This is a genomic window from Mucilaginibacter sp. P2_D11 (assembly GCF_056404435.1).
The window spans coordinates 32,419-55,997 of sequence record NZ_JBFUEA010000025.1; the positions used below are offsets into that span (position 1 = coordinate 32,419).

The window sequence follows — 23,579 nt, forward strand, 5'->3', positions numbered from 1 at the left end:
CAAAAGCTTTCTCCACGCGTCATTGAGGCACGAAGCAATCTCTAAGGTTGCAAATCGAACTTGCAAGGCTGCTCTGCTTATCGGGAGATTATTGATGCTTTAATTTTTTGTTTAAGGTATCAATGAGCTCCCTTTGGTCGGTTGTCTTCGTTCCTCGCAATGACGCAGTTAGTTAATACAGCAGCCTAAACTTTATCGTGTTTTCTATAGCCTTAAGTTCGTTTAGTACGCCGGCTTCGTAGCCGGTGTTTACATCGGTAATTACGTAGCCTATCTGGCTGTTGGTTACCAAAAACTCGCCTACGATGTTGATGTTGTGGCGGGCAAACACTTCGTTTATTTTGGCCAGTATTCCGGGTACGTTCTTGTGGATGTGTATGAGGCGGTGGGCGTTGTTGTTGCGCGGTGGCTGCAGATCAGGGAAGTTACAGCTCATGTGCGTGCGGCCCTCGTTCATGAACGCAATAACCCTTTTGGGGATAAAATCCGAATTTCGGGGGTTATCTTTAGGGTCGTCGAAGATGATGATACCGGCATTGCAGGCCGCTTCTGACAGCTTGCGGCCTATCCTACCGAAGCAGCCTATTACTTTCAGGCGACCGGCATTCTGTATCTGCTCGGGCGTGGGCTGGTTGGCTTCATCGCAAAACAATACGCCGGCTTCTTCCAGGTATTTCACTTCTATGGTGTCTTTGTGGCGTAGGTTGTAACCCTCGCGTTTCATCTGGCCAAGCGCTTCATCGTCAATATCGCCAACAACCAGGCATTTGATGCGGTTTTTGGGGTACGATATCGCCCTCGGCAATTTGTTGATGTACAGGAACTCATCAAAGCTGGGGGTAATATGGTCGGCCTTTTCGGCTACGGACTTGCGTTCGATATTTTCTGTAAAGGCAAAGAATTTCTTGATCATGCCCGATTCCTTCAGCTGGAAATCGGAGTACCCATCTCCTATGCCGAATATTTCGCCCGGCAGGTTAAGCTCTTTCAACAACTTCACCTTGCCGCCCTCTTGCGAAAGCGGGTTGCTGCGGTCATAACCTATGATGTTGCCCTCCTCATCGAACACGAAGGTATTGGCATAGATATTCTCTTTTTTGATGTGGTATTCGGTAACCACCGGGATGATGAACTCCTTAAAGCCGCCCGATACGATGAGCACTTCTTCCTGGTGGTTTTTGAAGAAGGCCGTGTTGCGCGAAAAGGATACCGATACCTTCTTCTTGAGGTGGGTAATCAGCATCTTAAGATGGTCGCGGTTGGCGCAAAGCAACTTTACCCGGGCTTGCAGGCTCTCGGTAAACGAGAGTCGGCCCTCCATAGAAGCATTGGTAAGGTCTTCTATCTGCTTGTAGATGGCTTCCCTATCGGGATGGTTCTTGAGGGAGATACGGGCAAGTTCGTCTAAGGCTTCAACCTGTGTAAAGGTGCTATCGAAATCTATGATAAAATACTGATCCATGTAAGGGTACAAATTGCTGCTGCAAATGTGCACATTTTTGGCAGAACAGCATCCCTGGAATTTTAAACAACAGGAGAGTTAACAACATGTGTGGCCCCTAAGCTCACAACGGCAGCAGTAAGAAGAATAAACAGCCGGCATTTGACCGGCTGCTATAGGTTTGGGTTGAATTTGTAATATTTTAAGGCTTGCACAATTTCGAAGCCGACAGAGCCGGGCGGAGCAAATCCACTTTTCAGTGCCCCAGATCCACCACCGCCCGAACTCGCCGCTTTATCATCAACAGGCACTGCGCTATTTATGATTACCCGCAGGCAGCATTGGTTTCTTATCAAAGATAGCTCGGGCAATAAAGCTGGCAATACCGTGTTGATGGTATAATCAATTGCGGTTTTCTGTAAAGTTATTAAGGCTGGGTAAGCCGCATCGTCGGGATGAGGTAGCAGTGAGGCACTTTTTTTATTTGGTCCGCTTTGTCAACGGATACTAACTTTTAAGTTATTTTTATAACATTTACAACACCGGCATGCCCGGTAAGCAATAGCATCTAAAATATTGACCAATGAAGAAGAAATTCTATATAGCGCTTTCGATTACCATCATAGCAACCATAGCGTTCATCATTACCAATTTTACGCCGTATTTCAATGGTAGCAAAATTGCCGATTTCGTTAAGGGCTTTTCGGGTGGTTTGGCCTGCGGGGCGTTTATTGCAACCATAAGCTTGGGCGCGCGGTGGAAACGCGAGAAAGATGCACAGGCATCAATCAATTGATAATACATGATAAATACACCCTTGCATTATTGCTGGTTTTACTATGTAAAGTAAGTAGCGCGCAAACCGATGGTTATCATCGGCCCGCCTTTACCTTAAAACTTTTTGTAGACAGTGCCAATTTTTATCAGGCCGACATCCCCGAATCCACCTACTTCCCAAAGGAAGGGGTAGTGCAGACTTTCGTGGGAGAAATCTTATATATTGAGGCAGATGTTGTTGGCAATAAGCTGGCGAACTTTAAAGCGGTGCCGGCAATTATCAATAAAGAAAAAACGCTGACGATTATTTTTGAGCAGGATTACGAAGGCAAGGTACACAACCAGATGCGGCTAACCATCTCTAATCCTTTTGCGAAGCAATTGGATTACATGGCCATGATGAATTTGATGAAACAAAGGCGTTGGGTAGCGACATCGGTGATACCGGTTATGCCGGGTAAAAGATCGATTGAGATGTGGCCTGATATCATAACCAGCATAGCCCTAAGCGATTTTACCTTAAAGGAATAGCACTGCTGAAACCGGCCTTTATTATAAAAGGGATAAGCCTTTGCAAGCCTATCCCTTTAAGCACCTGTTTCGCAACGGGGCCAATCTTCTTATGGTTTAGCGTAAGCGGGTACCGGAGCTTTTTCTTCAGCCTTTTTTTGGGTGAATTTGGCAAACAGCGCTTTGGCTTTGCCCCAAACACCTTGTACGGAATCTTCGCTGATGTAGTGCGATGCCTTTTGCGACAGGATACCCACCATGGTTTTTACCAGGAAATTGGAATGCCTGAACAATGTTTTGTTGAGCGTTAAGGGCAGCACGATGCGCGATAGCAGGCCTACGAAATCCTGGCTGAAGAAGCTTTCGTTCTTTACCCCATCAACCGTTGGCGATTTGGGAAACAGCGACATCGCTGTAGAAAAAATTGCCGCGGGGCTGGCGAAACGCAACTTTAACGCTACGGCCTGCTCAACCTCCAGGTTTTTTAACCTCGCTATCTCTAACTTAAGGTCGTTTGCGTTTTGTATCAGGATATCCATATCTTATTTAAATAGCTTCCTTACCAGTATGTTAACAATAGGCCGCTCAATGGGTTTTTTGGCAACGAGTAAAACTATAGCCAGCAACATGTAAAGTATTGCAACCGAGCCAAAGCCCTTCCAGTAAGAATGGAACACATCGCCAAGGAACAAGGCTAAAGTAAAGCTGGCGAACAAAAATGTAAGCAGGAAGAATATAACCACAACCAGCTCCACAACAACGTTGGCTGCTACAGCTGTGCTGCGTTCTATTACCTCTAATTTTAAGAGTTTTACGCGTGTTTCAACATACTCTGTTGCCTGGTCAATTATTGGGCGGGCTGTCTCTTTTTGTTGTTCCATATATCGGAAAAAAATTGGGGGCCTACATTAACCCGCAAACGGTAAAATTTATGCGTGCTCCAAATCGTCCTGGTATTCTTCCTCGGCCGATTTTACTTTGCTTTTAATGTTCTCCACAACGGTGTCTTTTAAACTTAAAATCCTGTCGAGTTCGTTAGAAGCTGTTTCTTTGATGGTGTCGCCAAGGTTCTTCAATGAATCTGAAAGCTTGTCGCGTGTTTCGGTTCCTCTTTCGGGTGCAAATAAAATTCCAAGTGCCGCACCTGCCGCTAATCCTGCAAGCAACGCGACAACTACTTTTGTGTTATCGTTCATACTGTATTAATTTATAAGTTGAATATTTGTTTTATTAATTACTAAATTTATTTGAGGCGGTTGCCTTAGGCGTATTTTTTACAATATAATCATTAACGTTCAAAACCGCCATATTGTTACGTGTCCGGCCCGATGCGTATGCGTTCCAGCCTATCGGCAGCCAGGCGGTTAGTCTCGTAAATCTCCAGCAATAATAAGAAATATGATAGCAAAACAGGCCCGAAAACAAGCCCAAGTATGCCAAAAAGCGGCAGGCCGATAAACACACCGATAACCGAGATAATAGGGTGCGTATTGCCTACCCTTTTGTTGATGATAACCCGCAGCACATTATCTACATTGCCTATAAACAGCAGGCCGTAGGCCAGCAGTAATACCCCTTTAAGGTTTTGCCCGTTGGCAAAAAATATGATGCTTGCCGGTATGCACATGGTTGGCGCGCCCACCACTGGCAAAAACGACAGGAATACGCCTATCACCCCCCAAAAGATGGCATCGGGTATCTCGAAGGCATAAAAACCCATGGCCAAAAGCACGCCCTGCGTTATGGCAATGATGCCCTGGCCCAACACGTTTGAGTAGGTAGAATCGCGCAGGGCCTGGGCAAATTTAAGGGCATGCTGCTCGCGGAAGGGCGCGTACTTGAGCAAGCCGCTCTCGAAGGCAGCCATCTGCGTAAACATAAAATACATTAAAAAGTACATTACCAATAGGGTAATGATGATGCTTGCCGCGCTGCCCAGTAGCGATGGGAACAAATCGGCCCCGTAAGCACCCAGTTTTTGCAAGGTATCTTCGGCAAAGTGGGGCTGGTTTAAGTTGGCGCCGGTAAAGGCATCTATCTTGGCCGTCCATTTATCAATGGGCAGGGCATCTTTATTGATGCTGCCTATTTTACCTATCACCATGATACTGAGCGACAGGAACGGAATCACGATAACGATAAGCGAAATAAAGATGATGATGAGCGCCGCGAAGGTGCCGTTAAGGTTTTTCTTATCCACCATCCACAAATAAAACGGGCGGAAGATGGTAAACAGCACTATTGCACCCAATATAGAGCTGAACAACTCGCTTAGCGCGTACAGCAAAAAACAGCCAAGCACTATAATGCTTACCAGTACGATGTTGTTACGCTGCTTATAGTTAAAGATGGACATGCTTGTGAAAAGCCTTAGTTTGGATGGTTAACAACGGGCAGGCGAAAAAGTTTATCGGCGCAGGGCTTATTTGTGATTATTTAGCAGGTGGTATAATATCAAGCAGGCGGTCTATCTTTTGGGCGGAGGCGAGCATGCTATCCACATAAAGTGCCGTATCGCCATCAAGGTCCTCTACCTCGTACCGCAGGCCCTCAATAGCCAAATGGATATTGGATAGCTGGTTCTTGATATCGTGCTTCAGTGCTAAAAGAGCTTCGGCATCGGGCATACTGCTGTTGCTGCTTGCCATAACGTTTTTATTTTAAATTGATAGCCTTCATTTTATTGTAAAGCGTTTTACGATCGATATTCAAAATCTCCGCCGCCTTTGTTTTGTTGAAGTTCACCTCGCGCAGCACCTTTAAAATGGTTTCGTGCTCGGCACCAAGGGCGGCGTTCTTCAGGTCGTGCCTGGCAGCCTCGCGTGTATCGGCAACCGGTGCCGCCGGTGCACTGCCATAGTTATTACCTGCGGGCGCCTCGTAAGCGGTAACCCTAAAGTTCGATATCTCCAGCGGCAGGCTTTTGAGGCCTATTTCGGTACCCTCCGTAAGCAAGGTGGCGCGACGTACTACATTCTTCAGTTCGCGGATGTTGCCCGGCCAGCGGTAATTCATGAAGCACTCGTAAACCTCGGGCGAAAATGTGCTCACGTTGCGGCCGAGCTCCTGGTTGGCAATTTTGAGGAAATGCGCGGCCAGCATAATGATATCGTTACCCCTATCGCGTAGCGGCGGCATGTAAATACTGAATTCGTTGAAACGATGGTACAAGTCCTCGCGGAAACGGCCCTTCGCAATACCTTCCTGCAGATTTTCGTTAGTGGCTATAATGATACGCACATCAAGGTCTATCTCTTTGGTGCTGCCTATGCGTTTTACTTTGCGCTCCTGCACGGTACGCAGTAAGGCGGCCTGTATCTCGTAAGAGAGGTTGCCCACTTCATCTAAAAACAGGGTGCCGCCGTTAGCCATTTCAAAGTGGCCTATCTTGGTAGCGAACGCGCCGGTGAACGACCCTTTCTCGTGCCCGAAGAACTCGCTTGCGGCCAGTTCTTTGGTGAGCGACCCGCAATCCATCGCTATAAACGGCTGATTGGCGCGGGGGCTGTTAAGGTGTATGCTTTGGGCTACCGATTCTTTGCCCGTGCCGCTTTCGCCCAGTATAATTACGCTGTAATTGGTTGGCGCAACCAACTCTATTTGCCTTAGCAATTCTTTGGATGCGCGGCTGGTGCCGGCTACAAACTCGCCCGAAAGCACTTGTTTCTTGCCCTCTTTCTGCGGTTTACCGTTGCTGGTGTAATCGTTATCCATCTCCAGCAGGGCGTACTGCGTTTCTATCGCTTTGGAAATGGTGGTCAAAATTTCGTCCGGGTAGAGGGGTTTGGTTATGTAATCGTAGGCACCCATTTTAATGAGCTCTACCGCCATTTTTATATCCGAGTAGCCGGTGATGATAATTACGCCGGTTTTGGGGTATAACGATTTGATGTTTTTGAGCATTTCGCGCCCGTCGGTATCCTCCAGCCTAAAGTCGCAAAGCACCAGGTTGTAAGCTTTATTTTTGAGGCACTCCATCCCGCTGCTGCCGTTGGTGGCAGTATCAACTTCGAAGCCATTGCGCGTTAAGAACTTAGAAAGCAAAAGCCCAACATTCACCTCGTCATCTATGATGAGAATCTTCTTCATATTGGCCATAACAGTTTACAGGTAGTATAATAGAACGATGTTAAGGTACAATTTTTTGCTAAAAATTACTAATTAATTAAAGTTGGACAAAAAAATCGGGATAAGCACCCGGCATCTACCCAAAAAATCTAACGCAAATAATATTGGCGATAAATCAACTCGTTATGCAGTACCTGCTGCTATGTTTTTCAACCTTTAAAACCCATACGCTACCCTCAGCCCTAACAGATTCACTTTGCTGTTTTCGTAATCTGCGTTGAATTTGCTCGTAGCCTCATAACGTATGCCTATATCGATGAAATTACCGTTTGAGCTAACCGGGCATAGCAACCCAATTTGTGGCACGTAAGTAAAAGCTACCGATTTACCGCCGGAGTAGGCAGATTTGTTCAGCAAGAATGCTGCACCCGCTTCGCCTTGGATGTAGAAGTTAGGTTCTAAAAAGTACTTAAGCCCGGCTTTGAGAGGAACGATTTGTACGGCCGGCGTTTTGTAGCTGGAGGGGGCATCCTGCAAATTCAAGCCAAGCGTTTTGCCAAAATAGTTTTGGAAGCCCGCGCCGATGGTAAACTGCAGCTCCTTTACGATGGGGATGCCTGCCTGCAATGAGGCGCCCAGCATCACCGAGTTGGTTTCTTTGATGCCTGCGGTTGCAATGCCGGCATCAATGCCGATAGTGAATCGTGTTTTGGTGGCACCGGTAGTTTGGGCTTTGGCTGCAAAAGCCAGCAGGATAAAAGCGATAGTGGTGATGATTTTCATATGGATGTTTTAAGGTGATGCGTAATTTGCCTAATAGCATTTTAAGCTGGAGTTATGGTTTTGTTAAGTTTTGCGGGCATACATAAGCCGGGTTTAGGCGGCGGCTTTTGATAATTACGTGGGTACGCGGCGTTTCGCAACAAAGGGCACCTGATTTTGCGGCCCGGCAAAAAAAAACGGAAGCCAGCCAGCCTCCGTTTTTAATTAAAACAAGTGTAGATATAGGGTAAGTTCTTAAAAGCCGTAAGCCACACGCAGCGCCCAAAACTGTATGGTGCTGCCATTGGGGCCGGGGCTGTATTGAGTTGTCTTTTCGTATCGGAGGCCGGCATCTATAACATCGCCGCCGCCGATGGGCAATTGTATGCCAACCTGCGGAGCATAAGCAAAGGCTACCGATTTATCATTGAAATAAGCCGATTTATTCAGCAAAAGCATAGCGCCTGCTTCGCCCTGGAAGTAAAGATGCGCCACCGGGAAGAATTTGAGCCCGGCTTTTAGGGGCAGCAGGTGCACATCGCTGCTGGTAAAGGTTGGTGCGCCCGCCAATTGGGCCACGCTGTAAGTATGCCCGAACATATTGAGGTAGCCTGCATTAAGCGTAATAAAAATTTGCTTGTTGAGCGGGATATCTGCCTGCAACGAGCCGCCGAGCACCTTGGTATAAGCCTGGTTAAGGTGGCCCGCAGGGATGCCCGCATCTATGCCAATGCTGTAACGGGTGCCGCTTACGGTGGTACTGCTGCTTTGTGCTTTGGCAGCAACGGCCAGTGAGGTTAATACAATAATGGTAAAGAGTTTTTTCATGTGTGGCTAAGGTTTGTTAATATGGGTATTACGCCATAATTGCATCAGATGTTACAACGCTTAAAACAAAGATTTAGTAGCGTGGCTTTGTAACATAATTGTTAGGAAAGCGGCAAACTTAAAACAAACAGGGGGAAACCGTTCTGGCTTCCCCCTGTTTGCTTGTTTTTCGGTGGTTTTGGTAAATGTAGGGCGATAATTAGAAACCGTAAGCTACACGCACGCCAACAAAGTTTACTTTGCTGTTATCGAATGCACTGCTGTATTTGGTGGTGCCTTCGTAACGTACGCCTGCATCTATAAAGTTGCCGCTTGCGCTAACCGGGAACTGCACGCCTATCTGTGGTGCGTAAACAAATGCTACCGATTTATCATCGAAGAAATCTGATTTGTTCAACAGGAACGCCGCACCGGCTTCGCCCTGGATGTAGAAGTTGGCAACCGGGAAGAATTTTAAACCGGCTTTAACAGGCAGTAACTGCAGGTTTGGTACTTCGACAGTAGAAGACGGACCGCCGACTACTCCGGTGATGGTTTTGCCGAATACATTGTTGTAGCCTGCGTTAACGGTTACGAATAACTGGCTAGCCACGGGGATGTCTGCCTGTACCGAGCCGCCCAGGTTCCATTTGTAAGCATCTTTGAAATTACCCGTTGGGATGCCAGCATCAACACCGATGCTGTAGCGTATGCCGCTTTTAGTAGTAGTGGTAGAAGTTGTTGTTGCTGTTTGTGCTTTTGCGGCGAATGAAAGGCCAACGAAAGCTAAAGCGATTGTTGTGATTTTGAATGCGTTTTTCATGATATGTAAATTTTAAATGCTTGTGCTGTTTTGATTAGCACAGGACAAATTAAAGCATCAAACCGCTACCGATTTTTCATCGGATTGTAAGGTTAATTCAATCGTTTGATTAACAATATTTTATTTTTTGACCGGATGGGTGTTTTAGTCAGGGCATTGTAAAGAAGAGGCCAAATGGTTGTTCTTAGGTAATATTTAAAGCCCTCAAACTAAACCACCGAAGTGCCTTTTTAGCCTGAAAACGCGTAAAATGGACATATTGCGGGTAAAACGTCGTTCCCGATGGGCCTGATAACTTTAAAAACCGAAGCCCGCATGTAGCCCGAGGAAGCTTATTTTAACAGCGCTATTCCCTTTCGGGATGGTGGATTGGTAGCGCAGTGATGCCATTACGCGATGACGGCCCACAGGCAACTCCACGCCAATTTGAGGCGAATAAACGAAAGCTGTACCTGGTTCATATGATGTGCGCGGGGTGCCGGAAAAGAAAGCCGCCCCTGCTTCGCCTTGCGCAAACCATATCGGGCTGAGGTAATACTTTAATCCCAGTTTTGCGGGTACCGATTTTACACCGATATAATTAACCTGCGGGATATTTGGAGGTTGCGCAACGGATTGCCTTTTGCCCAAAAAGTAATTATAACCGCCATCAATTGTAAAATAAAGCCTTTTGTTGAGCGGGAGCCCTACCTGCACCGAACCGCCAAACATTGCAGTATGGGTATTGGCAAGCGAGCCCGTCACTACACCAATATCCGGCCCGATACTGAATTGTACTTTGCTGATGAATTGCGCGCGTGCTGCATCCGGCGCAATAGTCAAAAAGGACACAATCGCGAGTGCCCCCATGATTGCCCGATACATCTTGCAGTTGAAAATTAGCCGGTAGTTTTGCATAAGTTTCTTATTGTCCTTTAAATTCGGGTTTGCGTTTGGCTATAAATGCCGCCACGCCTTCGGTAAAGTCTTCAGTGCCGAAGCATTTGGAAAATTCGGCGATCTCCACTTCATACCCATTTACACATTCGGTGGATGCGGCGTTAACTGCTTTTATTGCGGATGCCAATGCCAGGGGTGCACGTGTAAGTATTTTGTTGAGGATTTCTTCCGCTTTAGGCAGCAACTCTTCCTGAGGTACTACATGGTTCACCAGGCCCGATTGCAAAGCTTGCGCGGCGGTTACCATATCCGCCGTCATAATCATCTCCAGCGCTTTACCCCTGCCTACCAGTTGGGTTAAGCGTTGCGTACCGCCGTAGCCGGGTATCAAGCCCAAGGTAACTTCGGGCAGGCCCATTTTGGCATTATCGCTGGCAATTCGGATGTGGCAGGCCATGGCCAGTTCCAACCCGCCGCCAAGGGCAAAACCATTTACAGCTGCAATAACGGGTTTGCTACCGTTGGCTATCAAATCAAACACATTAGTTTGCGCCTCCTGCGCTATAGCCCTGCCGCCTTCGGTATCCACACCTACAAATTCGGCAATATCTGCACCGGCAACAAAGGCTTTGTTCCCTGCCCCGGTAATGATGATGCCGCCGACCGCCACATCTGCGAATGCCTCGGTAAGGGCAGCATGCAGTTCCTGCAGGGTTTGTTTGTTGAGAGCGTTGAGCTTGCTTTCGCGATTGATGGTGATGTATCTTATGCGCCTGTTGTCGGGCCTAATATTGTCCGTTCTGATGAGATTGTAGTAATCCATTTCATGTGGTATTAAAAGTTACGGTTGGCATGTACCCATTCTGTAATGTATTTTACGATATCTGCCGTACTGGTACCGGGCGGGAAGAGTTCGCCTACGCCTATTTTTTTGAGTTCTGCCATATCATCAGCAGGTATAATACCGCCCCCGGTGAGGAGCACATCATCCATTCCCTTTTGTTTGATAAGTGCCATTACCTTGGGGAAGACCGTCATGTGTGCGCCCGAGAGGATACTGATACCAATAGCGTCCACATCTTCCTGCAGCGCGGTATTCACCACCATTTCGGGGGTTTGGCGCAGGCCAGTGTAGATTACCTCCATACCCGCATCGCGCAGGGTGGTAGCGATGATGCGTGCGCCGCGGTCGTGCCCATCCAGCCCTACTTTGGCTACTAAAACACGAATGGGGCGGTTGAATTGGGTATCGCTCATGGTAAACGGCGGTTGGTTGGTGGTAAAAGTAAGAAAATTGTTTCTGATTGGTAGAGACGCAATATTTTGCGTCTTCTTCGGCGGGAGTTTTTAACCACAGAGCACGCAGAGGAGTCGCAGAGAGGCACAGAGCTTTGCAGGCTATTTTCGTCTGAACTCTAATTTTAAAGAATTAGGCGAATTCACAGAATTTAAAACGCTTAACCATCATTCTGCCAATTCCTAAAATTCGTTAAATTCGAGTTCAGACAGCCAATTTTTCCGTACTTTTGCAGCCTGTTAGAGATACCATGAGCGAAGAAAAATCACTGAATTTTATAGAGGAAATTGTTGAGGGCGATATTGCCGAAGGTAAGCACGGCGGCAGGGTTTTAACCCGTTTCCCGCCCGAGCCCAATGGTTATTTGCATATCGGACACGCAAAATCGATATGCCTGAACTTTGGGCTGGCGCAGCGTTACGGCGGTAAAACCAACCTCCGTTTCGACGATACCAACCCTGTAAAAGAGGATGTGGAGTATGTGGATAGCATCAAAGAAGACGTAAAATGGCTTGGTTTCGACTGGGCCGAAGAGCTTTACGCATCCGACTATTTCGATAAACTATATGACCTTGCCGCTGAGCTAATCAAACAAGGCCTCGCCTACGTTGATGACAGCAGCGCTGAGGAAATTGCCATACAAAAAGGTACGCCAACTGAACCGGGCGTAGGTAACGAGTACCGCAACCGCAGCGTTGAGGAGAACCTGCAGCTGTTTGCCGATATGAAAGCCGGCAAATACCCCGACGGAGCCAAAGTGCTGCGTGCCAAGCTTGACCTGGCTTCGCCAAACATGCACTTGCGCGACCCTTTGATGTACCGCATTAAGCATGCCCACCATCACAGGACAGGCGATGCCTGGTGCATTTACCCGATGTACGATTTTGCGCACGGGCAAAGCGATGCCATTGAAGAAATTACGCACTCGATATGCACAGTGGAGTTCATCCCCCACCGCCCGCTGTACGAGTGGTTTATCGAGAAACTGAACCTGTTCCCAAGCAAGCAATACGAGTTTGCCCGTTTGAACCTGAATTATACGGTGATGAGCAAGCGCAAGCTGCTGCAACTGGTTACCGATGGTCACGTTGACGGCTGGGACGACCCGCGCATGCCTACCATTAGCGGGCTGCGCCGGCGTGGCTACACGCCTGCCAGCATCCGCGAGTTTTGCGAACGCATTGGCGTTGCCAAACGCGAGAACATGATTGATGTGGGCTTGCTGGAGTTTTGCATCCGCGAGGATTTGAACAAAACCGCCTGGCGCCGTATGGCCGTGTTGGACCCGGTGAAGCTGGTAATTACCAACTACGAAGAAGGTAAAACGGATACCTTCCAGGGTGAGAATAACCCCGAAGTGGAAGGTGGCGATGGAAGTCGCGAGTTTCCATTCGGTCGCGAGATATGGATAGAGCGCGAGGACTTTATGGAAGTGCCGGCCAAGAAATACTTCCGCCTGAGCATTGGTGGTATGGTGCGCCTCAAAAACGCCTACATCATTAAAGGCGAAAGCGTGGTTAAGGATGCTGATGGCAATATCACTGAGATACATTGCACCTACATTCCCGAATCGAAAAGCGGTAACGACACCAGCGGCATCAACGTTAAGGGTACCATCCACTGGGTGAGCGTAGAGCACGGCAAAACTGCCGAAGTGCGCCTGTACGACCGCCTTTTCCAGGTGGAAGACCCCAGCAATGAGGACGGCGATTTTAAAGATTATATCAACCCCAACAGCCTGCACGTGTTAACCGCAGCTTATATAGAACCCGATTTGGCCAACGCCAAAATTGGCACCCCGGTGCAGTTTATGCGTAAAGGTTATTTCACGTTGGATAAGAACTCAACTGCAGATAAACTGGTGTTTAACCGCACGGTGACGTTGAAGGATGGCTGGGTGAAAAAATAGTTTGCAGTGGGCAGTGCTCAGTTAGCCGTTGCTCACTTGTGTATTGAAATATTTAAGCTTGTCGGTAATACGGCAAGCTTTTTTGTTCTATCACTTTTCTCTCGCAAATACCTGCATTTAATGCAAGCTGGCCACAATGAAAACAAAATTTCTTGCCCTTATTGTATTTCCTTGTTGATAAGTTTTACCCATATGTCGTAACCCTGTTGACTAAGATGAATTCCGTCGGGCTTTGCATACCTCATGTCCAGGTCTCCTTTTTTATCTTTAACCCAGCTATTTAAATCGATGTAAGTGTAATTTACCGCATCCGCATGCCGTATTAATTCGCTGTTTATAAAATTTATCTGCTTGTTTTTATGATACGATGCCGGATACTCTGTTTTCACATCATCGTTTGTTGGTAAAATACTTGTAATATAAACCTTTGTGCCGGGCGAATTTTTGTGAACCTGTTTCACAATTGACAGTATGTTTTTTATGATGATTGGTTGAGGAATGTTTTGGGAGATATCGTTTATTCCAATTTCGATAAAAAGCTTCTCCGGCTTACGAATCATGATGTCGTTCAAACGCGCTAAAACACCATAAGTATTGTCGCCTGCAATTCCCCTGTTAATTACTGTAGAATCGCCTAAAAGTTTACCCCAGTCGCCAAATTGCGTTAAGCTATTCCCTAAAAATATAACTTTATATTTCACTACCTTTTCGCTGTTAAAAGTAGCTACACGCTTTTGGTAGTATTCTTTTGCATAACGTATGGTATCGTACCTTATATTTTGGCCAATTACGGCAACCGACGACAGGCAAAAAAATAGCAGCAGGCTTAGTTTTTTGGTATAACGCGCGGCAGTAAAAATTAAGTTTGTTGTGTTTTTTATTTCCATATAAATTTCTAAATGATTTTAAGTTTTTAGCTGTCCTTTTGCCTTCGAACCCGTAACAGCTGCAAGGATATGTTTTTAAACAGGCGAAAAATGTGCACAAATGATCAATTACAATAGGCCACCAAAACAAACGGATACGTTCAATTAACTAAGGATATGTATTTCGATAGCTTTCCAGATCACGCTAAACCAGGTTTTGATGAACAATCGCATTTTAGTCGGTTTAAAAAACAAAACATTATTTTTAATGCGCTGAGCAGTTATAGTATGTGCGATCACCACGTTGGCTGCCTGTCTTTTAAAACGGTAATAAGCGGGGAAGAATGGTACGGCATAGGCCACCGGCACATCGCCGTAAGGCCGGGGAAATTTCTGATCATGAACAACAATCAGGCTTATTCCTCCCGGATAGATAGCGGTGAAGCAGTAAGGAGCGTGTCGGTTTTTTTTAAAGAAGAGTTCGCGTCGGCTGTGTTTCGCGACATGCGCCATCAGGAAGGATCTCTGCTTGATGACCCGTTTACGGCCGGCCGGGTAAACCCGGAGTTCTTTCAAACACTGAACGACATTGATACCGCGTTACAAGTAAAATTAAAGGATCTGATCGCATCGCTTAACAGCTATGGATATAATAACGCTATGGTTGATGAATACCTTGTGTTTATTTTGCGTCATTTGATCAGCACACAGATATCGGGGATAAGCCATGCAAACGGCATAAACGCGGTAAAACAACATACCAGGATTGAAATATATAAGCGGTTATGCGTGGCGAAGGACGTGATAGAATCGTACTATATGGAACAACCCGATTTAGAGGCAATAAGTAGCATTTCCTGCTTGTCAATCCCCCAATTAATCAGGCAGTTTAAGGCAGTTTTTAACACTACTCCACATCAGTATTTGATTGAGGTAAGGCTTAAGCGGGCCGTGGGACTGTTGAAACATACCAATAAGCCAATACATGAGATTACCTGGAGATGCGGATTTGAAAACGCGAGTGCTTTTTGCCGCGCGTTTAAAGCGCACTATGGGGTTCAACCGGCACGGTATCGAAGTGTGGGGCTTTAACCCAATGCCAATAGTTAGTCGGTCCCGCTAATCAAAAGTTCCTCCTTCAGGGGGTTAGGGGGCTCACCCGACAAATCCTACCACATCCCGCAGGTAATTGTCCATCATTTCTATATCGATGATATCGTTTACGTACCCGATGTACATATCGGGGCGTATGATGAGGGCCTTGCGCTGGCCCGGGCGTATCTCGAAGGTATCGAGGATGTGCTGGTTTTTGTCTGATGGGGGCAAGTGGAAAAAGTTGAGCGTCAGGTTATATTCCTGCGTAATCCATTTGGCAAGGGCAAACAAGTAGTTTTCCTGCACAATGCCGATGGTTATCAGCGTGAACCCGGGCTTGCTGCACCAGGTGTGTATATCGGTCAGCTCTTGTTTCTTCTCGTCGAATATCTCCAGGTAGGGTAGCCTGTCGCCTGCTTTTATTTTACTGTTGTGGCTCAAGTGGAGGTTTAGTTTGCTATCGCGATAGCTGATACCTATCTGCGACAGGCCCCTGAAAATCTCCGTGCGCATCTTATCCTTTTTCCAGACATATTTAAGCAACCGTGGAACGACAAAACGTTTGAACAAATTGGCGAAAATGTTTTGCGAGGTAACGATATTGAAAGCCCTATCGGTACTTTTAAGTAAAGCGCGGGCCACAGGCATGCGTTCTTCGGCGTAGCTGTTTAATATGCCTGGCTTCAATTGTCCGGTTACTACGCCGGCCAGTTTCCAGGCCAGATTGTAGGCATCCTGCAGTCCGGTGTTCATGCCTTGTCCGCCTACCGGCGAGTGGATGTGCGCGGCATCGCCGATTAAAAAACAGCGGCCCTCATTGAATTTATCGGCCATGCGATGGTGCAGCTTGTACACGGTGAACCAGTTTTTGTCCTCTACATTAAGCGGCTGGGCGGTAACGGCACGCAGATGCGGCAATACCTCTTCAAAAGTAACGCCATCCTTATCCAGTGCCGCAGGCAGATTGCCCACAACGCGGTAAGTCCGTTCCTCGGGCATCAGGAAAAACGCCGCAAAACCACCGCTTGATAGGAACATATGCAGGCAGTCATCGTCAAAGCCATCTTTGAATTTAATATCGGCCAGGTAAAACTTATGCGCGTAAGTATCGCCACTAAAGGGTATGCCCAATTGCTTGCGTACCACGCTATGCGCGCCATCGGCGCCAATCACATAATCGGCATGGAGGGTGTGGGTGGCATCGCCTGTTTGTAGTACTGCATCCGCACCATCTGCTGTTTGGCTTAGCGTATTAAGCGATGTTTCCCAGTAAACCGGGCAGCAGTTTAGCGTAAGATAATCCAGCAGAATGCGCTCGTTTTTGCTCTGCGGCAGCATAAAAACGTAGGGAAACGGTGTTTGCCCTGCGCCTATCTCTTTGAGGGGGATGCGGGCCATAACGGTATCCCCACGGTGCAATACCGCCCCGGCAGCTAGCTTGCCTTCTTTAAGTGCCTGCCCGGAAAGCCCCATTTGCCTATAGATCTCCATGGATCGGGCCTGCACCGCCAATGCCTTTGTTTGGGCAGTTGGCCCCTGCCGGGTATCTATGATAAGCGGTACTATGCCGTAGCGCAGCAATTGCGCAGCCATCATCAGGCCGGATGGGCCTGCGCCTACAAGAAGCACCTGTGTATGTTTCGGCAGCGGTATCATGGCTTATCAGGCGTGGAACAACAAAAAGATAGCCGGCCGCTTGCGCAAGTCGGGCACTTGCTTCTTCCAGTCGGCAATGGTAAGGGTTTTGATGAATTCAGTAGAGGCGGTGATGTCGCAGGCAATGCAAAGCCTGGTTTGCGGCTTGCTGTGTTTAAGCACATCTTCCAGCATACTATCGTTTCGGAAGGGCGTTTCAATAAATATCTGCGTTTGCTTCTTATCGGCCAACACCTCCATCTCCTTTATTTTTTTGGCGCGTTCTACTTTATCAATGGGGATGTACCCGTGGAAGGTAAAGCTTTGTCCGTTAAAGCCAGATGCCATCAGCGCAAGCAATATAGAACTTGGGCCCACCAAAGGCACTACCTTGATGCCTTTGCGGTGCGCTTCGGCTACAATATCGGCACCGGGGTCGGCAATGCCGGGGCAGCCTGCCTCGCTCATTAAACCAACATCGTTGCCAGCCATCAAACCGGTAAAGAACTCCTTTAGGCCACTGTCGCGGTTATGCTTGCCATAATCGTGTATCAACAGCTCGCTTTGTGGGGTCTTCAAACCGGCCTCCTTTAAAAAGCGGCGGGCGGTTTTTTCGTTCTCCACAATGTATTCTTTTACGGCGTTTATGGTGTCGACGAGGTACGGCGTGTGCGATTTTGCAGCAGCATCATCGGCGAGGGGTACGGGTATTAAAAAAAGCGTTCCTGATTGCATGCTGCAAATTGACGTTTTTTATTTAATTTAAGCTAATCGTAAATTGGTAAACGTATGAAATCATTAGGCATTAACTGGTTCGTAGAAGGCTCGATAGATTTTGAGCATAAAAAATACATTTTGTTGGATTACCTGCAGGAGATAAACCGCCATTTTGATAAAAGCCGCTTATACCCAAACCTGAGCGATCTGATATTCCACTACAACAACCTGCTCGATTTCAGGAACAACAAAACCGCCTTGCAGCAAACTTTTCCGCAGCGCCTAACCAAGGCAGATATAGATGCCGTGAAGCTTACTTACCAAAAAATAGTGCAGGATGATAACTCGATGGCCGAAATTGAAAGCATTATTTATTACGCGCTTGCCAAGATGAACCCTGCTATACAAACGGGCAAAGAAATTTATGATTTTGTTGAAAGCCGTCTCGTTATCGACCCTATCGGCCTGGTGCCCTTAATGCCTTACCATGGGTATTTTAGCCTGCGAAACGGCAAGGAATGCACCAATTACATTTACGAATACCAGGTAACTATTTTTGAAAATAAGGATGATAAATTCCGAGGCATTAATGTGCAGTTTGTAGAAACCTATGAGCAAGGCATCGTGAACACACCGGAAAATATCAAGCTCGACCTGATCCGCCGCCGCAAGCACCTGCCCAACCCGGCCGTATATTATGTGCAAAGCGATATTGCTTTCCCGCTGGAGCAAACTTTATTGCCCGTGGCGAAAAGGAGTTTGGCGAAGTTTATATCCAGTGCGGCTTAGGTCAGTTCGCGGTTTACATCATTTCAGTTTTGTCATTGCGAGCGATAGAGTGGCAACCTCATAGGACATTTAACAAACGTGCAAAGCAGCGGTGCTTGTCCTATGAGATTGCCGCGTCGCGCCCTCACACCACCACCCCGCTGCTCCTCGCAATGACAATTTGGCTTAGTTTTTTATTACACCAGCTTCGCCAACGCCGCTTTCACCCTCGGCAATAAATCTTCAACCTCTTGCAGGGTACTTGCCCCTACAGATACGCGGAACCAAGGGTTCACATCATCTGTACCGAAGGCAGAGAATGGCACTAACGCTACGCCTGCTTCTTTGATCAGGTAAAAGTTTACATCGGCCGAGTTGGCGAGCACTTTGCCATCGGGGGTTGTTTTGCCTATATAATCAACTTTAACAGTGAGGTATATCGCCCCCATCGGCACAATGGAATCTATAGCGAAGCCTTCGGCTTTTAACGCCTGGAAACCCACGTGCAGGGTGCTCAGGCTGGCTTGTATGTCGGCCTTTAATTTATCCAGGAAGGTATCAACAACAGGTTCGTTTTTTAAATATTCGGCCATGGCAACCTGCTCTGCCTTGGGCGACCAGGCCCCCATGTGGCCAACGATGGCTTTCATGTGGTTGATGATTGCTGCCGGGCCAAAGCCCCAGCCTACACGCACGCCGGTTGCGGCAAAGCATTTAGAACCGCCATCTACAAATATGGTGTAGTCCCTCAATTCGGGGCGAAGGGTTACCGGATCGTAATGTTTGTATTCGCCAAAGGTTAGTTGCGAGTATATCTGGTCGTATAATAAATACAAAGGTTTTTGGCTTGCGGGGCGGCTTTTGTTTTCTTCAATCACCAGGTCGCAAATCTCCTCCAGGTCCTTCTTGCTGAACATCGTGCCGGTTGGGTTCAAGGGCGAGCACAGGGCCAGCAACGTTGCGCCTTTAATATGCGGGCGCAATTCATCTGCCGTAGGCATAAAGTTGTTTTCGGCACGGGTGTTTACGATGATGGGCTCCGCACCGGTAAGGTCGCAGTAGTGGTTATTGTTCCACGATGGTGCCGGGAAAACCACCCAGTCGCCCGGATCTATCAAAGCCAGGTAAGTAGAGTATATCAATGGGCGCGAACCGCCCGAAATCAATATTTCATTGGGCGCGTATGCTAAACCCAGGCGGCTCTTGAGGAAACCCGCAACGCTTTCGCGCAGGCTAAGCATCCCATCTGCCGGGGGGTAATTGGTTTGGTTGTGGTTGTAGGCATCAATAATGCCCTCTTTCAGTTCGGTAGGGATAGGGTAAATATTCGAGTCGAAATCGCCGATGGTGAGGTTTGCGATGTTCTGCCCCTGTTTTTTCAACTCATTTATTTCGCCTGCTATCTTAATAATTTCAGAGCCGCTTAAATTTTGCGCTAATACCGATACTTTCATGAGGGCAAATATAGATTTTTGCCGGAAGATAAAAGACAGCCTCAGAAAGAAGCAAGATAGCAAGAGCCAGAAATCAAGATATTAAGAAACAGCACGACAAGCACCAGTAGAAGGAATAACTAAACTTCACTCAAAAGCAAAAGACGGGATATCTTTCGATTCCCGTCTTTCTTGATTCTTGTATCTAATTTCTTGCTTCTGTTACAAGTATGCCTTTCGGAGCCTGATAATCCTGGCCCAGTGCATCAGTTTCATTACCGGATAAACCGGGTCTATCTCGAACCATTTGGCGCCGAAGTTTGCATTGTTTGGGCGTTTATGATGGTTATTCTGGAACAATTCGCCCAACATAAAAAAGTCGAAAGGCGTAGTGTTTTTTGATTTATCGTTGTTATCGAAGTTAGCATAACCGTATTTATGGCCGCACCAGTTTACAATAGCGCCGTGGATTGGGCCCATCATGAAATGGATAGGGATTAGCAGGAACATCCACCACGCAGTTGCAAACTGCACGTAAAAAGCTATGTATAAGCCGCCGAAGATTAAGCGGGAAACGATAGACGAACCAATATAATCCAGGAATTTCCATTCGGGGTAGTTGCCTTTAAAGCGTTCCTCCGGTTCTTTTAAACGTTTGATATGGTCGCGGTAGCTTAACACGGTATGCCACATCATCTGAAAAACATCGGTGAAAAAATGCGGTGAATGCGGGTCTTTCTCGGTATCGCTGTATGCATGGTGCTCGCGGTGCATAATGGCGTAAGCCCTTGGGTTTAAAAACGATGAACCCTGAAAAACGTAGGTCATTATGTAAAACGTCCGTTCAAAAAATTTATTTGTAGTAAACATTTTGTGCGAAGCGTATCTGTGCAGGAAAAACGTTTGGAAGAACAGGGATAAAAACCAGTGGGCAATAAAGAAGATGAGTATTATCACAGCAGTCTATTTAATTATGGTGGTATTATTTATAATCATTACAAATATACGATTTAAAAGCGATTTGGTTTTAAAAACACGGGATAAATTGCGGGATTGGCTTTTAAGAAACAATGCGCGCAAGGGCTTGGGTAATTCGAAGGATTCCTGTAGAGAGCGTGATAGCACATCGACACAACAACGGTAGTTCGCGCGGAGCCGCAAAGAATCTCAGACCAATTCCACAATCGACCCTATGGCTTTGTATCTACAAGAAGCGGTTAGTCCGGTTTAGGGTTTACATTAGGTGTTCCACTTTTGTTTTAAAAAGTGTTTCGCTTGTTTTTGTCTGTTTTGTTTAAGTAAGTGTAAACTAAAGCATTGCACAGGTTACTTAAACAAGCAGGGTGTTCCAAAGCGTTCCACTTAATTAAGTAAAGCACTGATAATCAATGCTAATTAAAAAATAAGTGTTCCACTCGCAAAGTGGAACACTTGGTTTATTATGGGGATGGCAAAATGCACTCAATATTTCGCAAATCCCTATTTTATGATATTTTTATAGCCCATGCAGCAGCCCGCCTTAAACCGAAAGATAAAACCCTATCAACTGGTTGCGTTGATATTCTTTACGGTATCCGGCGGGCCCTACGGGTTGGAGCAATTACTGGCCTATGCAGGCAACCATTCTGCCATCCTGATATTGCTGGTAACACCGCTGCTGTGGGATGTGCCTGCCATTTTCACCGTGATAGAACTCAACAGCATGATGCCCGTTACCGGCGGTTATTACAAATGGGTTAAGCACGCGCTGGGTACACGCTGGGGCTTTTACGAAGGCTGGTGGACATGGATCTACACCTTTGTTGACCTGGCCATATACCCCGGACTCTTCGTGATTTATGCATCCTTCTTTTTCCCGGGGATAGCAGCATACCGCATACCCGTTTGCCTCTGCATCATCTGGGCATCGGCAGGGCTCAATATATTGGGGATAGTCCCCGTGGGCCGGGTGGCCTTATTCCTGGGTGCGGCGGTATTGTCGCCGCTTATCGTTTTGTTTGTGATGGCCATTTACAAGCATGGCGGCAGCCTGGCCATACCTCATCAAACCTTGCATAGTCTGTCGTTCCCATCCTTCGGCATGTCGCTTTATTTCGTCATGTGGAACTGCCTGGGTTGGGATAACATCACCACCTATGCCGAGGAGGTGGAGAAACCCGTGCGCTCTTACCTCAGGGCTACTTTTATCGCCTTTGCGCTGGTAATGGTGGTTTACTTCTTTGCGGTAGCAGTAGCCATACAATCGGGCATTGGCCATCAGCTTTTTTTTGACAAGGGCTTCCCTGCTCTTGGCCAACTGATTGGCGGGCATTGGCTCGGTGCAATTTTGGCGGCGGGCGGCATGGCCAGTTCATTGGGCATTTATGCTGCGGTGTTGCTCTCGGTATCACGCGTGCCCAAGGCCATGGCGGCCGATGGCCTGTTGCCCAAACGACTAAATATGTTGCATTCGCGGTTCCGTACGCCGTATGTTTCTATCATCCTTTGCTCGCTGGTGGTCAGCGTCATGATATTATGGCCCCTGGCCGAATTGCTGATTATCGACGTGACCGTTTACGGTGCGGGCCTCTCGCTGGAGTATATCTCGCTTATCCGCCTGCGCATTACCGAGCCTGATACCAAGCGCCCTTTCCGCATACCTCTAAGCACCGCAGGGCTTTGTGTGGCGGCGTTGTTGCCATTCGGCGTATATTTCATCGCCTTGGCCGGGGCCTTCGCATCCGAAGGCGGCGGCGTAAAAGCTGCGCTTTTTGCCATTGCAGTGCTTAGCACAGCCGAACTATTTTGGCAGATAGTGTGCTGGCGGAAACCGCATTTCAGGAGGCATAGGTAAATATTGCTATGCCACGCAACAAATCGTTATAATTAAATTAATTACATAGTAACTAAAACCAATAGTTGCCGGTTGTGTTTATACCATATAAAACAAAATCAAAAACATAAAGCCATGGCAACTACTAAAACAGCACCAAGCGCCAAAAAAGCACCCGAGATGACCGATGTGGTTGAAGACTCGGCCCTGAACGAATTATTTTTAGATGAACTGAAAGACATTTATTGGGCAGAAAAGCACCTTGTGAAAGCCTTGCCTAAAATGCAAAAAGCCGCAACTTCTGATGAGCTTAAAAACGCAATAGAAGCGCACATCGCCGAAACAGAAAACCACATCACACGCCTGGAAAGCGCCTTTGCATCGATAGATGAAAAAGCAGTAGCCGTAAAATGTGAAGCTATGGCCGGGCTTTTAAAAGAAGGCGATGAAATTGTAGGCGAGACCGAGAAAGGTACCTTAACCCGCGATGCCGGCATCATATCTGCCGCGCAGAAGATTGAGCATTACGAAATTGCATCGTACGGTACCCTGCGGACGTTGGCATTGACACTTGGTTACTCAGAAGCTGCGGATTTGCTGCAAGCAACACTTAATGAAGAAAAAGCCTGTGATAGCCTGCTTACCCAAATTGCAGAAGCCGGCATCAATGATACTGCCAAAACCGAAAAAGAATAGTTCGGTATCTCTTTCAACAGTAAATAAAAAGGGCTGCCTGCGGGGCACGAATGGTCGGAAGAAATTCCGGCCATTTTTTATGTTTTAAAAAAGAGGCCTGGATCACCGCCGCATTGTATAACGATCAGAGCGATTGCCAAGTCTCTGACTTCCATAGCAAATCGTCTTTTGGAAGTTTTATAGCCCTGTTTATTCCCTTTTTTGTAGATCAACACCAGCATACTGGTTATCAATGTCATATATAACATAACCTGCAGTCCATTTTGATTAAGGGAAACCAGGTG

At 47.1% G+C, this 23,579-nt stretch carries 25 protein-coding genes and 1 pseudogene; 7 read left to right on the plus strand and 19 right to left on the minus strand.

Features of this window, described 5'->3' with window-relative positions; genetic code table 11:
- Positions 1-172: 172 nt before the first annotated feature.
- The gene (locus tag AC1DXC_RS25560; protein ID WP_477462013.1) at positions 173-1,462 is read right to left on the minus strand and encodes an HAD-IB family phosphatase; all 1,290 of its coding nucleotides are present in this window, start codon (positions 1,460-1,462) and stop codon (positions 173-175) included.
- A gap of 562 nt (positions 1,463-2,024) precedes the next feature.
- On the opposite strand from AC1DXC_RS25560, the gene AC1DXC_RS25565 reads away from it, so the two are divergent.
- On the plus strand, positions 2,025-2,237 hold the full coding sequence (locus AC1DXC_RS25565) for a hypothetical protein (protein WP_477462014.1): 213 nt from the start codon (positions 2,025-2,027) through the stop codon (positions 2,235-2,237).
- Between the two features lie 29 nt (positions 2,238-2,266).
- A complete protein-coding gene (locus AC1DXC_RS25570) occupies positions 2,267-2,749 on the plus strand; it encodes a hypothetical protein (protein ID WP_477462015.1) in 483 nt (160 codons plus the stop codon).
- A gap of 89 nt (positions 2,750-2,838) precedes the next feature.
- On the opposite strand, the gene AC1DXC_RS25575 is transcribed toward AC1DXC_RS25570, so the two are convergent.
- The 12 genes from AC1DXC_RS25575 to AC1DXC_RS25630 form a co-directional block, all read right to left on the minus strand.
- Positions 2,839-3,267 carry a hypothetical protein gene (locus AC1DXC_RS25575; RefSeq protein ID WP_477462016.1) on the minus strand — a complete coding sequence of 143 codons (429 nt, stop codon included), beginning with the start codon at positions 3,265-3,267 and terminating at the stop codon, positions 2,839-2,841.
- 3 nt (positions 3,268-3,270) lie between these two features.
- Positions 3,271-3,609, minus strand: coding sequence for a phage holin family protein (locus AC1DXC_RS25580; RefSeq protein ID WP_477462017.1), 339 nt, complete (start codon positions 3,607-3,609; stop codon positions 3,271-3,273).
- A 48-nt stretch (positions 3,610-3,657) separates the two neighbouring features.
- Positions 3,658-3,924: a YtxH domain-containing protein gene (locus tag AC1DXC_RS25585; protein WP_477462018.1), complete on the minus strand. Its 267-nt coding sequence runs from the start codon at positions 3,922-3,924 to the stop codon at positions 3,658-3,660.
- A 116-nt stretch (positions 3,925-4,040) separates the two neighbouring features.
- A complete protein-coding gene (locus tag AC1DXC_RS25590) occupies positions 4,041-5,084 on the minus strand; it encodes an AI-2E family transporter (protein WP_477462019.1) in 1,044 nt (347 codons plus the stop codon).
- Between the two features lie 76 nt (positions 5,085-5,160).
- A complete protein-coding gene (locus tag AC1DXC_RS25595; RefSeq protein ID WP_477462020.1) occupies positions 5,161-5,376 on the minus strand; it encodes a hypothetical protein in 216 nt (71 codons plus the stop codon).
- Between the two features lie 7 nt (positions 5,377-5,383).
- Positions 5,384-6,817, minus strand: a complete 1,434-nt coding sequence (locus AC1DXC_RS25600) for a sigma-54-dependent transcriptional regulator (protein ID WP_477462021.1) — start codon at positions 6,815-6,817, stop codon at positions 5,384-5,386.
- Positions 6,818-7,012: 195 nt separating this feature from the next.
- Complete coding sequence (locus AC1DXC_RS25605) at positions 7,013-7,579, minus strand: outer membrane beta-barrel protein (RefSeq protein WP_477462022.1); 567 nt, start codon at positions 7,577-7,579, stop codon at positions 7,013-7,015.
- A gap of 234 nt (positions 7,580-7,813) precedes the next feature.
- On the minus strand, positions 7,814-8,386 hold the full coding sequence (locus tag AC1DXC_RS25610; protein WP_477462023.1) for a hypothetical protein: 573 nt from the start codon (positions 8,384-8,386) through the stop codon (positions 7,814-7,816).
- 199 nt (positions 8,387-8,585) lie between these two features.
- Positions 8,586-9,188 carry a hypothetical protein gene (locus AC1DXC_RS25615; protein ID WP_477462024.1) on the minus strand — a complete coding sequence of 201 codons (603 nt, stop codon included), beginning with the start codon at positions 9,186-9,188 and terminating at the stop codon, positions 8,586-8,588.
- Between the two features lie 297 nt (positions 9,189-9,485).
- A complete protein-coding gene (locus tag AC1DXC_RS25620) occupies positions 9,486-10,037 on the minus strand; it encodes an outer membrane beta-barrel protein (RefSeq protein ID WP_477462025.1) in 552 nt (183 codons plus the stop codon).
- A gap of 55 nt (positions 10,038-10,092) precedes the next feature.
- Positions 10,093-10,890, minus strand: coding sequence for an enoyl-CoA hydratase/isomerase family protein (locus AC1DXC_RS25625; RefSeq protein ID WP_477462026.1), 798 nt, complete (start codon positions 10,888-10,890; stop codon positions 10,093-10,095).
- Between the two features lie 11 nt (positions 10,891-10,901).
- Positions 10,902-11,324 (minus strand): cobalamin B12-binding domain-containing protein, encoded by a 423-nt coding sequence (locus AC1DXC_RS25630; protein ID WP_133233779.1) that lies wholly within the window; start codon positions 11,322-11,324, stop codon positions 10,902-10,904.
- Positions 11,325-11,614: 290 nt separating this feature from the next.
- Between AC1DXC_RS25630 and AC1DXC_RS25635 the strand changes: the two genes are divergently transcribed.
- Positions 11,615-13,273, plus strand: coding sequence for a glutamine--tRNA ligase/YqeY domain fusion protein (locus AC1DXC_RS25635; RefSeq protein WP_477462027.1), 1,659 nt, complete (start codon positions 11,615-11,617; stop codon positions 13,271-13,273).
- A 158-nt stretch (positions 13,274-13,431) separates the two neighbouring features.
- On the opposite strand, the gene AC1DXC_RS25640 is transcribed toward AC1DXC_RS25635, so the two are convergent.
- Positions 13,432-14,160 (minus strand): GDSL-type esterase/lipase family protein, encoded by a 729-nt coding sequence (locus AC1DXC_RS25640; RefSeq protein ID WP_477462028.1) that lies wholly within the window; start codon positions 14,158-14,160, stop codon positions 13,432-13,434.
- Positions 14,161-14,427: 267 nt separating this feature from the next.
- On the opposite strand from AC1DXC_RS25640, the gene AC1DXC_RS25645 reads away from it, so the two are divergent.
- A complete protein-coding gene (locus AC1DXC_RS25645) occupies positions 14,428-15,231 on the plus strand; it encodes a helix-turn-helix domain-containing protein (protein WP_477462029.1) in 804 nt (267 codons plus the stop codon).
- Positions 15,232-15,294: 63 nt separating this feature from the next.
- Here AC1DXC_RS25645 and AC1DXC_RS25650 read toward each other — a convergent pair whose 3' ends face one another.
- Both AC1DXC_RS25650 and AC1DXC_RS25655 read right to left on the minus strand, forming a co-directional pair.
- A complete protein-coding gene (locus AC1DXC_RS25650) occupies positions 15,295-16,890 on the minus strand; it encodes an FAD-dependent monooxygenase (RefSeq protein ID WP_477462030.1) in 1,596 nt (531 codons plus the stop codon).
- Between the two features lie 6 nt (positions 16,891-16,896).
- A complete protein-coding gene (locus AC1DXC_RS25655) occupies positions 16,897-17,604 on the minus strand; it encodes an SAM-dependent methyltransferase (protein ID WP_477462031.1) in 708 nt (235 codons plus the stop codon).
- Between the two features lie 54 nt (positions 17,605-17,658).
- Here AC1DXC_RS25655 and AC1DXC_RS25660 point away from each other — a divergent pair, with 54 nt between their 5' ends.
- Positions 17,659-18,375: a hypothetical protein gene (locus AC1DXC_RS25660; protein WP_477462032.1), complete on the plus strand. Its 717-nt coding sequence runs from the start codon at positions 17,659-17,661 to the stop codon at positions 18,373-18,375.
- Between the two features lie 176 nt (positions 18,376-18,551).
- On the opposite strand, the gene AC1DXC_RS25665 is transcribed toward AC1DXC_RS25660, so the two are convergent.
- Positions 18,552-19,808 carry a pyridoxal phosphate-dependent aminotransferase gene (locus tag AC1DXC_RS25665; RefSeq protein WP_477462033.1) on the minus strand — a complete coding sequence of 419 codons (1,257 nt, stop codon included), beginning with the start codon at positions 19,806-19,808 and terminating at the stop codon, positions 18,552-18,554.
- 201 nt (positions 19,809-20,009) lie between these two features.
- Positions 20,010-20,744: an acyl-CoA desaturase gene (locus tag AC1DXC_RS25670; protein WP_477462034.1), complete on the minus strand. Its 735-nt coding sequence runs from the start codon at positions 20,742-20,744 to the stop codon at positions 20,010-20,012.
- 547 nt (positions 20,745-21,291) lie between these two features.
- On the opposite strand from AC1DXC_RS25670, the gene AC1DXC_RS25675 reads away from it, so the two are divergent.
- A complete protein-coding gene (locus AC1DXC_RS25675; protein ID WP_477462035.1) occupies positions 21,292-22,620 on the plus strand; it encodes an APC family permease in 1,329 nt (442 codons plus the stop codon).
- A 114-nt stretch (positions 22,621-22,734) separates the two neighbouring features.
- Positions 22,735-23,295, plus strand: a complete 561-nt coding sequence (locus AC1DXC_RS25680) for a YciE/YciF ferroxidase family protein (RefSeq protein WP_477462036.1) — start codon at positions 22,735-22,737, stop codon at positions 23,293-23,295.
- Positions 23,296-23,372: 77 nt separating this feature from the next.
- Here the strand turns inward: AC1DXC_RS25680 and AC1DXC_RS25685 are convergent.
- Positions 23,373-23,579 (minus strand): annotated as a pseudogene (locus AC1DXC_RS25685) (IS4 family transposase); the annotation flags it as partial.

Excerpts from the sequence above, each read along its gene's own strand:
- AC1DXC_RS25625 (WP_477462026.1), bottom strand. The coding sequence starts at position 10,890 with ATGGATTACTACAATCTCATCAGAACGGACAATATTAGGCCCGACAAC.
- AC1DXC_RS25650 (WP_477462030.1), bottom strand. The coding sequence starts at position 16,890 with ATGATACCGCTGCCGAAACATACACAGGTGCTTCTTGTAGGCGCAGGC.
- AC1DXC_RS25630 (WP_133233779.1), bottom strand. The coding sequence starts at position 11,324 with ATGAGCGATACCCAATTCAACCGCCCCATTCGTGTTTTAGTAGCCAAA.
- AC1DXC_RS25560 (WP_477462013.1), bottom strand. The coding sequence starts at position 1,462 with ATGGATCAGTATTTTATCATAGATTTCGATAGCACCTTTACACAGGTT.
- AC1DXC_RS25615 (WP_477462024.1), bottom strand. The coding sequence starts at position 9,188 with ATGAAAAACGCATTCAAAATCACAACAATCGCTTTAGCTTTCGTTGGC.
- AC1DXC_RS25595 (WP_477462020.1), bottom strand. The coding sequence starts at position 5,376 with ATGGCAAGCAGCAACAGCAGTATGCCCGATGCCGAAGCTCTTTTAGCA.
- AC1DXC_RS25640 (WP_477462028.1), bottom strand. The coding sequence starts at position 14,160 with ATGGAAATAAAAAACACAACAAACTTAATTTTTACTGCCGCGCGTTAT.
- AC1DXC_RS25665 (WP_477462033.1), bottom strand. The coding sequence starts at position 19,808 with ATGAAAGTATCGGTATTAGCGCAAAATTTAAGCGGCTCTGAAATTATT.
- AC1DXC_RS25580 (WP_477462017.1), bottom strand. The coding sequence starts at position 3,609 with ATGGAACAACAAAAAGAGACAGCCCGCCCAATAATTGACCAGGCAACA.
- AC1DXC_RS25600 (WP_477462021.1), bottom strand. The coding sequence starts at position 6,817 with ATGAAGAAGATTCTCATCATAGATGACGAGGTGAATGTTGGGCTTTTG.
- AC1DXC_RS25585 (WP_477462018.1), bottom strand. The coding sequence starts at position 3,924 with ATGAACGATAACACAAAAGTAGTTGTCGCGTTGCTTGCAGGATTAGCG.
- AC1DXC_RS25590 (WP_477462019.1), bottom strand. The coding sequence starts at position 5,084 with ATGTCCATCTTTAACTATAAGCAGCGTAACAACATCGTACTGGTAAGC.
- AC1DXC_RS25635 (WP_477462027.1), top strand. The coding sequence starts at position 11,615 with ATGAGCGAAGAAAAATCACTGAATTTTATAGAGGAAATTGTTGAGGGC.
- AC1DXC_RS25620 (WP_477462025.1), bottom strand. The coding sequence starts at position 10,037 with ATGGGGGCACTCGCGATTGTGTCCTTTTTGACTATTGCGCCGGATGCA.
- AC1DXC_RS25680 (WP_477462036.1), top strand. The coding sequence starts at position 22,735 with ATGGCAACTACTAAAACAGCACCAAGCGCCAAAAAAGCACCCGAGATG.
- AC1DXC_RS25645 (WP_477462029.1), top strand. The coding sequence starts at position 14,428 with ATGTGCGATCACCACGTTGGCTGCCTGTCTTTTAAAACGGTAATAAGC.
- AC1DXC_RS25605 (WP_477462022.1), bottom strand. The coding sequence starts at position 7,579 with ATGAAAATCATCACCACTATCGCTTTTATCCTGCTGGCTTTTGCAGCC.
- AC1DXC_RS25660 (WP_477462032.1), top strand. The coding sequence starts at position 17,659 with ATGAAATCATTAGGCATTAACTGGTTCGTAGAAGGCTCGATAGATTTT.
- AC1DXC_RS25610 (WP_477462023.1), bottom strand. The coding sequence starts at position 8,386 with ATGAAAAAACTCTTTACCATTATTGTATTAACCTCACTGGCCGTTGCT.
- AC1DXC_RS25675 (WP_477462035.1), top strand. The coding sequence starts at position 21,292 with ATGCAGCAGCCCGCCTTAAACCGAAAGATAAAACCCTATCAACTGGTT.
- AC1DXC_RS25655 (WP_477462031.1), bottom strand. The coding sequence starts at position 17,604 with ATGCAATCAGGAACGCTTTTTTTAATACCCGTACCCCTCGCCGATGAT.
- AC1DXC_RS25565 (WP_477462014.1), top strand. The coding sequence starts at position 2,025 with ATGAAGAAGAAATTCTATATAGCGCTTTCGATTACCATCATAGCAACC.
- AC1DXC_RS25575 (WP_477462016.1), bottom strand. The coding sequence starts at position 3,267 with ATGGATATCCTGATACAAAACGCAAACGACCTTAAGTTAGAGATAGCG.